This is a genomic window from Lactobacillus hamsteri DSM 5661 = JCM 6256 (assembly GCF_000615445.1).
Lineage (GTDB): Bacteria > Bacillota > Bacilli > Lactobacillales > Lactobacillaceae > Lactobacillus > Lactobacillus hamsteri.
On the sequence record NZ_BALY01000045.1, the window covers coordinates 1 to 9,260 of the forward strand.

Below are 9,260 nucleotides of genomic sequence, written 5' to 3' on the forward strand. Positions count from 1 at the left end.
ACAAATGCACGGCGGTCTGAATGACCGTCTTTTTTGTTACAAAAAATTCAGATGCAAAAAAGCTAAGATCCAACATAGATCTTAGCTTTTTCATTGTGATTATTACTTTCTTATGTGAGCCTAAAGATTATTCAAAGTTTACTACTTTAACGTTAAGTAATTCATTACATCCACTATTTCCAAGCATTTCTTTTAGACTTTTTATATTAACTCCCTATAATCCTTACGCAGACAAGGAGTACAGCTATTTACTCTAACCCTAAATAAAAGATCGAATCAACATTTTGAGTTTCGTGCAAATAATCTTCAAAATATGGCAAGGTGAATTTCACATATCCCATCTTAGCAGAAACAACTAAATTTCTTTCAATCGCACGTCTACGATATTGTGCAACAAAAACATTGCTCTTCCCCAAAATTTTAGCAATTTCATCCAACTTGTGGTTGCCACATACTGCATAAAGATATTTTTGATCCATTGTAGAAATTTCTGAAAAGATTTTTTGATAAGCATTATTGTATAACGTATTTTTATATTCTTGCATGATTTCTTCTACATCTGTTAATGTCGGTACATTACCATTAACATGGTTGAATAAGATATATCCTAATAATTGAAAGGCATAAGAATATCCTTTAGTCATATTCGTTAACTTGGTCGCAACAGAATTATCACATTTAAATACTTTCATGTAAGTATTGTAAATATCTAATTTTTGTAATGGGCTGACTTCCTCTGCATCACTTTTTAATTCTGGTACATCACCAAATGTTGGATTAAATGGGTTTTTATTCATTTTTAAATCCTTTTAAATCTAAAATATATTTTTAAATCTTTTTAAATTCTTTTAAATCTATATCTATATTTTAAATCCTTTTAAATCTAAAAAACACAAAAATAACATTTTCCATAATTCTTATGCAGGCAAGGAGTTGAGCATCATTTTTAATTTCCATTCTCAAATTTTTAAAACTTTTTTCGGTAAAATTTCGATTTTTTGCACATATATATATGAGGGGGATAAAACTTCTCATTAAATACCTTAAACATTATTTATGTCATTCTATATCATTTTACATATCACTTTATACACACTTTATACACAACTTCTATTTTTATTTTCCCCCTTAGTCGAAATTATCCAAAAAAGAAGCTAGGATCTCTTTCCCCCTAGCTTCTTTTTGTATATCTTTTAGTTTTAATTATTAGTAATAGTGTGTAATATTATTTATTTAAAAATTTATCGATTCGCTCAGAAAAATCCTGCGAATACTGAAAGAAACTCATATGCCCAGCATCAGGATAAATATGCAAAATACTATTAGGAATTTCTTCCTTTAATTTATACGAATTAATTGTTGGAACCATAACATCATGATCACCGTTCACAATGAACTACACCGGCACTAAAATACCGGTGTAGTTCATATCAATATCAAGGAATATAAATTATGGGATACATTCAGTTAGCATTAGCAATTATTGGAGAAATCATCGGAACTAACTTGTTAAAAGCTTCTGACGGCTTTACCAAGCCATTGCCAACTATTTCATCATTGGTCGCATATGTCGCATGTTTTTATTTTTTATCTTTGGCCTTAAAAACCGTCAACTTGAGTGCAGCGTATGCTACATGGAGTGGTGTTGGCATTATTCTTACCACGCTTATCGCTGTTGTCTTTTGGCATGATAAGGTTTCAATTCCTGAAATTATTGGAATCGTGCTAATCATTGTCGGCGTAGTGGTTTGCAATCTTTTTTCAAACGCACATTAAAAAGCAGGCCCTAGGGTCTGCTTTTTATTAAGTAAGAGGTTGAACTTTTATTTTAAAACAAAAAAAGAACTTAGCCTTTCGACTAAGTTCTTCATCAAGTTATGCTGACTAGAGGATTCGAACCTCCGACCTCATCATTACTAGTGACGTGCTCTGCCAACTGAGCTAAGTCAGCAACTTCGTAGTTGTTTCACCCGACAACAGTATTTATTAAACCATAGGAATTAGACTTGCGCAAGTCTTTTTTTGAATTTTTTTTGATTTTTCCTGAAAAACTGTATTTATCAAGCTTTTATATTAGAATGGAGATTGTTAATACTAATTGAATTATAGAAAGTGTGATTCCATGACAGGTCTGGAAAGTTTAGCACCTTTACCAATCCAATTGGATTGGCTGTTGAGAATTATTGTCGCTGCTGTCTGCGGGGCTGTAATCGGCTATGAACGTGCAGTTCAAAGAAAAAGCGCCGGAGTCAGAACGCACATCGTTGTTGCGATTGCTTCCGCTTTATTCATGATCGTTTCCAAGTATGGCTTTGCAGATTTATTAAACATGCACGACATCGCACTCGACCCTTCAAGAATTGCCGCTCAGATCGTAACAGGTATTTCCTTCATCGGCGCAGGTACAATTCTTGTCCGCAGAGAACAGATTTCAGGTTTAACTACAGCTGCTGGTGTTTGGGCAACTGCCGCAATCGGTATGGCCGTCGGAGCTGGAATGTATTTAATCGGAGTCTTATCAACAGCATTCCTTTTCCTTATTCAGGTTCTCTTTCACGACGACACGCTCATCAACAAGATTATTCTTCATGTTCGTTTTAATATTCAAATTGAGGCAATTAATAAGCATCACATCTTGCCGAAGATTCAAGAAGAATTAAAAGAAAACCAAGTTGAAAATGTTTCCGTTAAAATCCTTGATGTTAGTGATGAACGCATTGTCTTCAGTGTTGATGGCATTATCAACAATAAGAAAGATGAAAATGATATCATCATGGCATTGCGTAAATATCCTGATATAACTCGAATCAGTTATACTCGTGGCGGTAAGTAAATTTAAACTTAAGAACCCTTCAGGGGTTCTTTTTTCATGCTTTCAGAAAAAATTGTTAAAATGGTTATATTAACTATTTTTAAGGAAAGGATTGATCTTATGCAAGGCTCTTTAGATTATCTACGCTGCGTGGTGATTTTAGTTTCGACCAACAGCCATTCAACAGTGTTGACGCATCTTTATTTGCATCCTTAGTCTACTTACCCGTAGATTCATCTGCCGCTGGTCATACGCTCAATGAAGTGGCTAACAAACTTCGCGAACTTCCTTCCTTTCAACATCAAATGCATGATGAAACAGGCGCTGAAATTTGGCTTCTTCCAGTAAGTCCTCGCTTTGGCAAAATTGAAATTCTTAATTGGACAAATCGCTTGGAAAAAAAGCCCCACCCATTGCAATTTACTGCCGCAACTTTTCGGATTAACAAAAATACTATTTTAATTTCTTACCGCGGTACCGACAGTTCCATGATTGGCTGGAACGAAGACATGAACATGAATTACATGCCTGAAGTCTACGGTCAAAACGTAGCCGCTGCTTACCTTAATAACATGGCAAAGAAATTTCCCAACGATAAAATCTATTTAGTAGGTCACTCTAAAGGCGGCAACTTTGCTCAATATTCTTTAAGCGCCGTTCGTCCTGCCGTACAAGACCGTATCATCAAGGCCTTAAGTTTTGACGGACCCGGATTTTTTCATAAGGTCTATCATAGTGACGGCTTCGTGCGCACCATGAAAAAAATGAAGACTTATTTACCCGAAGCTTCAATTATCGGAACAATGCTCGATCACCCTGAACGGGTTTTAATTGTTAAAAGCGATGCGCCAATGAAAGATCAACATGATCCACGGCGCTGGGCCGTTGGTCGCAACAGTTTCGTTTTAGCAGAAAGCCTAACAACTGGAGCCAGAATTTTACGGCACGCTTTAATTCATTTTAATCATTCTATTCCTGATTCTAAGCGTGGCGAAATGTTTTCCGCACTTTTTGATGCTTTTGAAAACTCAGAAATTCGTGACGTTAACCAAATTACAACCCACAAGATAGTTGGGACGTATCGATTAGGGCGCGTGCTTTTATCGCTTGATCCGGATCAACGTCAAATTCTTAATAGTATTTTCAGTGATATTTGGAATACTTATCGCTCTAACATGAATTTGCCATTTATTGATGGAGAATTTCAATATTATCCAAAAAGCAATGATTCAAAAAAGGCACCTATTTTCTTTGAATTCTACGATCCAGATCAACCAAACTTAAAACTTCCAAACAAGCTTCTTACTAAGAAAGACAGTCGTGCAGAAAGAATTAAGAATCATATTAGAAGACATGCTAAAGATAAAGATACTACAGACAAGAATTAAATTGTTTCATGTGTAACACAAAAAAGTTCCAGTAGAAACTGGAACTTTTTTATTTTGGATTCATTTTTGAAATTATTTATTTTTTATTAATTAGTTTTACGATTCATCATGCCAAGGATGAATGAAACAATTAATACTAAGATAACGGCACCCAAGATTGAAGGAACAATAGCCATTCCTGCTACTTGAGGACCCCATGAGCCTAATAATGCTTGGCCAAGTGATGAACCAATTAAGCCGGCTAAAATGTTAGCAATCCAGCCCATTGATTGTCCACGACCAGTAATTGCGCCTGCAATTAATCCGATTACGCCACCAACGATTAATACCCATAACCAATGCAACATCTTAAGTCACTCCTTCTTCTTTTCTACGTTCAATTTCTTCTTTGGCATCGTTTATTTTATCTTTAACTTTGCCTTTTGCTTTTTGCGCCTTGCCTTCTGCTTCACGCAACTTGTCGCCGGTAACTTTACCTTCTGCTTCTTTCAGCGCGCCGACAACTTTATCTTTAAGACCTGACTTGTCTTTTACCATTTTTCTCACCTCTATTTTTTAGTTTTTTTGTATACTTTAATATTACACAAATAGTGACGCCGTGTCATTATTTTTATAATAAAAAAGCTCAGCTTAATATTTTATTAATAAACTGGGCTTTCTTATCGTATTATTACTTATTTAATTCTGCCTTAGCAAGTTCATAATCGCCAAGAGTTGCTGAACCGTTGTGGGCTACAGCTGGACGAACAATTAATTTATCCAAATCAGGTGTAGCTACATAATTATTGTTAAAGTCATCAAAGAATTTACGTACTTTAACCAAATCATCTTCGTTCAATACTGAACCACCAACAACCATTACATCAGGACGAGCAGTCATGTAAACATTGAACAATAATTGAGCTACGTAGTAAGCAACGTAAGTAAATACCTTGTTGTCACGTGCCAATTTTTCCCCAGGAATGCCTGTACGACCTTCAAGTGAAGGACCGGCTGCCATTCCTTCTACACAAGCGTCTCCGTGGAATGGACAATTACCCTTATAATCATCACCAGGGTAGCGCTTAATAAGCATGTGGCCCATTTCTGGGTGGTTATTAAGGCCTAAGAACTTACCGCCTTGAACAATACCAGCACCAACACCGGTTCCAATAGTTACATAGAAGTAGCTCTTGGTATCGTCTTTACCACGAGCAATATATTCACCGTAACAAGATGCATTAACATCAGTTGTCATTGCAACAGGAATACCCAATTCTTTTTCAAAGAAGCCTTTTACATTAGTGCCTGACCAACCTGGCTTTGGCGTATCCAAAATGTAGCCATACGTACGTGAATTTGGATCAATATCAATTGGACCAAAAGTTCCGATACCTAAAGCATCAATGTGGTGCTCCTTAAAGAAATCTGCACTCTTTTGTAAAGTTTCATCTGCAGTTGTAGTAGGGATTCTATCCTTAGCAATTGTCTTGCCACTTTCTACATCTTGAACTGCCACAATAAATTTTGTACCGCCGGCTTCAATACTGCCAACATATTTTTTATCTGCCATTTTCTATTCCTTTTCCGTTATTGATTTATTTCCCTAGTTAAGTTTTTGTTTTACGTATTTCCTATTAATTATATGAAAAAAGCATAGTATGTGTAAAGGCTTTCAGCTATATGTAATACTTTTTATTTACATATAAAAATACTCTAGCCTTTCGACCAGAGTATTAATCATTAACTATTTGGCGTATCATGCGCATAATCCAAATTTGAAAAACGATTATATGGTTTAGAAAACATCAATTTAACCGTTCCTCTGCTTCCTGAACGGTTCTTTTCAATGATAACTTCTACTTCACCGTTATCGTCTTCTGCACCAACCTCGCCATTATCTCCGCCTTCCTCGCTATCATCATTTTCATCACGATAATAATCATCACGATAAAGGAAAGATACGATATCGGCATCCTGTTCAATAGAACCAGATTCACGAATATCGGACAAAACCGGACGCTTATCCTGACGTTGTTCAACAGAACGAGAAAGCTGCGACAGAGCAATTACTGGTACATGAAGTTCCTTAGCCAGTTTCTTTAATTGACGAGAAATTGCGGAAACTTCTTGTTGCCGTGATTCGCTACGCGGACCTTCAATAAGCTGCAAGTAATCGATGACAATCAAGCCTAAATTGCCTTTTTCTTTAGCAAGTCTTCGTGACTTAGCACGGATTTCACTCATTTTAATACCAGGCGTATCGTCAATATAAATACTGGTATTAGCAAGTGAGCCTGAAGCAACTACTAACTTGCGCCATTCATCTTCATCAAGCTGACCTGTTCTAAGATGCTGAGAATTGATTAAGCCTTCTGAGGCAAGCATTCTCTGCACTAATTGTTCTCCACTCATTTCAAGAGAGAACATTGCGACAGTTTTATCAGTATGAAGACCAACGAATTGTGCAACATTCAAAGCAAATGAAGTTTTACCAACACCTGGACGAGCAGCAATAATGATTAATTCATCTTCGTGAAAACCTGTTGTCATTTTATCCAATTCTTGGAAACCAGTCGGAAGACCCGTAACCATGTTGCCATCATCAGGAATATTGTTGATGTCTTCAACTGCTGAGTTAACAATATCTTTGATAACTCTGAAGCCACCAGTATTATTCTCTGATGAAACGTTCATGATCTCGCTTTCGGCATCATCCAAAATGTCGGTTACGTCATCTGAACCATCAATTGCGTTAGTGATAATCTTTTGGCTGGCAGCGATTAATCTTCTGAGAAGAGACTTACGATGCACAATTTTAGCATAATAAGTCACGTGTTCAGCAGTTGGCGTAGATAGTGCCAACTGCGAAACATAAGCAATACCGCCAATATCATCTAACTGATTTTTCTTAGTTAATTCATCTTGTAAGGTTAACGGATCAATTGCATCCCCACGATCTGATAAATCCAGCATCGCTTGATAAATTAATCTATTAGCCCGCTCATAGAAATCCTCAGGCGTTACAACTGCACTTGCATCGGCAATTGCTTCAGGATCAATAAAAATCGCACCTAAGACCGCTTTTTCAGCTTCTGAATCATGCGGAATTTGTTGAGAAACAATGTTATCCATCAATCAAACCACTTTTTACAAAATTAGTCTTGTTCAGTAATGTGAACGCGAATTGTACCTTCAACACCCTTGAACAATTTAACAGGAACATTAGTATAACCCAAAGCCTTAATTGGTTCTGGAAGACTCAATTTACGCTTATCAATTTTAATACCGTATTGCTTTTCCAAGCCTTCAACGATCTTCTTACCAGAAATTGAACCAAATAAACGAGCATCTGTGCCGGCCTTAGACTTGAAGTTAACAACAGTTTCATCCTTATCAAGGATAGCCTTAATCTTTTCAGCTTCAGCCTTTTCAGCTTCATAAGCAGCCTTTTCATTAGCAGCAACACGTTCTAAAGTGTGCATGTTAGCCTTATTTGCTGGCTTAGCCATGCCACGCTTAAACAAAAAGTTTTGTGCATAGCCATCTGGAACATTCTTAACATCGCCGCGCTTGCCACGACCTCTAACGTCTTTAGTAAAAATAACTTTCATTGTTTTTCTCCTTTTTATTCATTTTCCTTTTCATACTCATCAATCGCTTTAAGCAATTGTTCACGAGCTTGATCAACCGTTACATTCTTAATTTGAGTTGCGGCATTAGACAAGTGACCACCACCACCCAATTTTTCCATGATAATTTGAACATTGATTTTACCCATTGAACGAGCAGAAATTCCGATTGTATTTTGATCCCTACGTGTTATTGCAAAACTTGCGCCAATATTTTCAAGATCAAGAGCCGTATCTGCGGCCTGTGCAGTAACGATTGGATCAATTACTTTATCATCAGGACCACATAAAACAGCCATATGAGGTTTTACCAACTTAAGTGTAGCAACTAAATGAGTTCGTTCAAGGAAACTATCAATATCTTCTTTAAGAAGTGAACTTACAACTGAAGAATCGGCTCCAATTGAGCGAAGATAACTTGCTGCATCAAAGGTTCTGGTTCCCGTACGTAGCGAGAATTCCTTAGAATCAACGACAATTCCGGCAAGCATGGCTGTAGCTTCAAGATCAGTCAAAACTCTCTTGCCACCTGCTGGCTGTTGATATTCTATCATTTCTGTTACCAATTCACACGCAGAAGACGCATATGGTTCAACATACGTAAGCATTGGATTTTCTGGGAACTCTTCCCCACGCCTATGGTGATCAATAACGATGATTCTATTCTTTAAACGATCATAGAGTTTCTGTGAATAAGTAATGGAATACTTAGAATGATCAACCATTACCAACATTGACTTGTCGGTAACTTCATCAAGAGCCTTTTCAGGATTGATAAAAATATCTGTATCTTGCTTTTCTTCTTGCATACGCGCTACTAAACGACCAACGTCATAATTAGTTTTTGTCGTATCAAGAACAAAATTAGCTTTAACACCGTGCAAGCGGGCGATTTTCACTACCCCGATTCCACTACCCACTGAGTCCATGTCTGGACGTTGGTGACCGACAACAAATACTCTGTCAGCGTCCTTGAATAGTTCGCTAATAGCTTGTGAAACCATTCGTGCTCTAACTCGAGTACGCTTTTCCATCGGATTTGATTTACCACCATAAAAGCGAGCATCTTTACCTGGTTGACGAAGGACAACCTGATCCCCACCTCGACCTAAGGCTAAATCAAGATTAGATTGAGCTTGGTTGGCAATTTCTGTCAAAGAATCACTGCCGAAAGCAATCCCAATTGATAAAGTAAGAGGCGTATTGTTTCGACTTGTTTCTTGACGAATCTTATCCAAAACGGAAAAACGATCTTCTTCCATCTTATCGAGATCCTGCATATGCATTAATAAAATAAAGTGATCTTCATCAATTCGCTTTAGATAAGAATTAAATCGTTTAGCGTAATCACTCAAAGTATTTTGAACATATGAACTCATGCTGGTTAGTTCTTGATCATGCATAGCTTCACTTAATTCATCATAATTATCAATGAAGATTTGTCCAATT

At 36.9% G+C, this 9,260-nt stretch carries 10 protein-coding genes, 1 tRNA gene and 1 pseudogene; 3 read left to right on the forward strand and 9 right to left on the reverse strand.

The genetic code is table 11. The features are described from left to right. Positions 1–248 precede the first annotated feature (248 nt). Both JCM6256_RS08645 and JCM6256_RS10625 read right to left on the reverse strand, forming a co-directional pair. Complete coding sequence (locus JCM6256_RS08645) at positions 249–797, reverse strand: DUF8462 domain-containing protein (protein ID WP_025081290.1); 549 nt, start codon at positions 795–797, stop codon at positions 249–251. A gap of 428 nt (positions 798–1,225) precedes the next feature. Next, the gene (locus JCM6256_RS10625; RefSeq protein WP_155833183.1) at positions 1,226–1,390 is read right to left on the reverse strand and encodes an alpha/beta fold hydrolase; all 165 of its coding nucleotides are present in this window, start codon (positions 1,388–1,390) and stop codon (positions 1,226–1,228) included. Between the two features lie 62 nt (positions 1,391–1,452). Between JCM6256_RS10625 and JCM6256_RS08655 the strand changes: the two genes are divergently transcribed. Further along, a complete protein-coding gene (locus JCM6256_RS08655) occupies positions 1,453–1,776 on the forward strand; it encodes a DMT family transporter (protein ID WP_025081291.1) in 324 nt (107 codons plus the stop codon). A gap of 102 nt (positions 1,777–1,878) precedes the next feature. Here JCM6256_RS08655 and JCM6256_RS08660 read toward each other — a convergent pair. After that, positions 1,879–1,951, reverse strand: a tRNA-Thr gene (locus JCM6256_RS08660). Between the two features lie 180 nt (positions 1,952–2,131). Between JCM6256_RS08660 and JCM6256_RS08665 the strand changes: the two genes are divergently transcribed. Both JCM6256_RS08665 and JCM6256_RS10205 read left to right on the forward strand, forming a co-directional pair. Beyond that, positions 2,132–2,833 (forward strand): MgtC/SapB family protein, encoded by a 702-nt coding sequence (locus JCM6256_RS08665; protein WP_025081292.1) that lies wholly within the window; start codon positions 2,132–2,134, stop codon positions 2,831–2,833. A gap of 99 nt (positions 2,834–2,932) precedes the next feature. Further along, positions 2,933–4,200 (forward strand): annotated as a pseudogene (locus tag JCM6256_RS10205) (DUF2974 domain-containing protein). A gap of 86 nt (positions 4,201–4,286) precedes the next feature. Here the strand turns inward: JCM6256_RS10205 and JCM6256_RS08675 are convergent. From JCM6256_RS08675 to JCM6256_RS08700, 6 genes are all read right to left on the reverse strand, one after another. Beyond that, on the reverse strand, positions 4,287–4,547 hold the full coding sequence (locus tag JCM6256_RS08675) for a GlsB/YeaQ/YmgE family stress response membrane protein (RefSeq protein WP_025081293.1): 261 nt from the start codon (positions 4,545–4,547) through the stop codon (positions 4,287–4,289). A 1-nt stretch (position 4,548) separates the two neighbouring features. Further along, the gene (locus JCM6256_RS08680; protein WP_025081294.1) at positions 4,549–4,737 is read right to left on the reverse strand and encodes a CsbD family protein; all 189 of its coding nucleotides are present in this window, start codon (positions 4,735–4,737) and stop codon (positions 4,549–4,551) included. A gap of 133 nt (positions 4,738–4,870) precedes the next feature. Beyond that, complete coding sequence (locus JCM6256_RS08685) at positions 4,871–5,752, reverse strand: ROK family protein (protein WP_025081295.1); 882 nt, start codon at positions 5,750–5,752, stop codon at positions 4,871–4,873. Positions 5,753–5,922: 170 nt separating this feature from the next. Then, on the reverse strand, positions 5,923–7,314 hold the full coding sequence (gene dnaB / locus JCM6256_RS08690; protein ID WP_025081296.1) for a replicative DNA helicase: 1,392 nt from the start codon (positions 7,312–7,314) through the stop codon (positions 5,923–5,925). A gap of 23 nt (positions 7,315–7,337) precedes the next feature. Further along, a complete protein-coding gene (gene rplI / locus JCM6256_RS08695; protein WP_025081297.1) occupies positions 7,338–7,793 on the reverse strand; it encodes a 50S ribosomal protein L9 in 456 nt (151 codons plus the stop codon). 14 nt (positions 7,794–7,807) lie between these two features. Further along, positions 7,808–9,260: DHH family phosphoesterase (locus tag JCM6256_RS08700; protein WP_025081298.1), on the reverse strand; the 1,453-nt coding region annotated here is incomplete at its 5' end.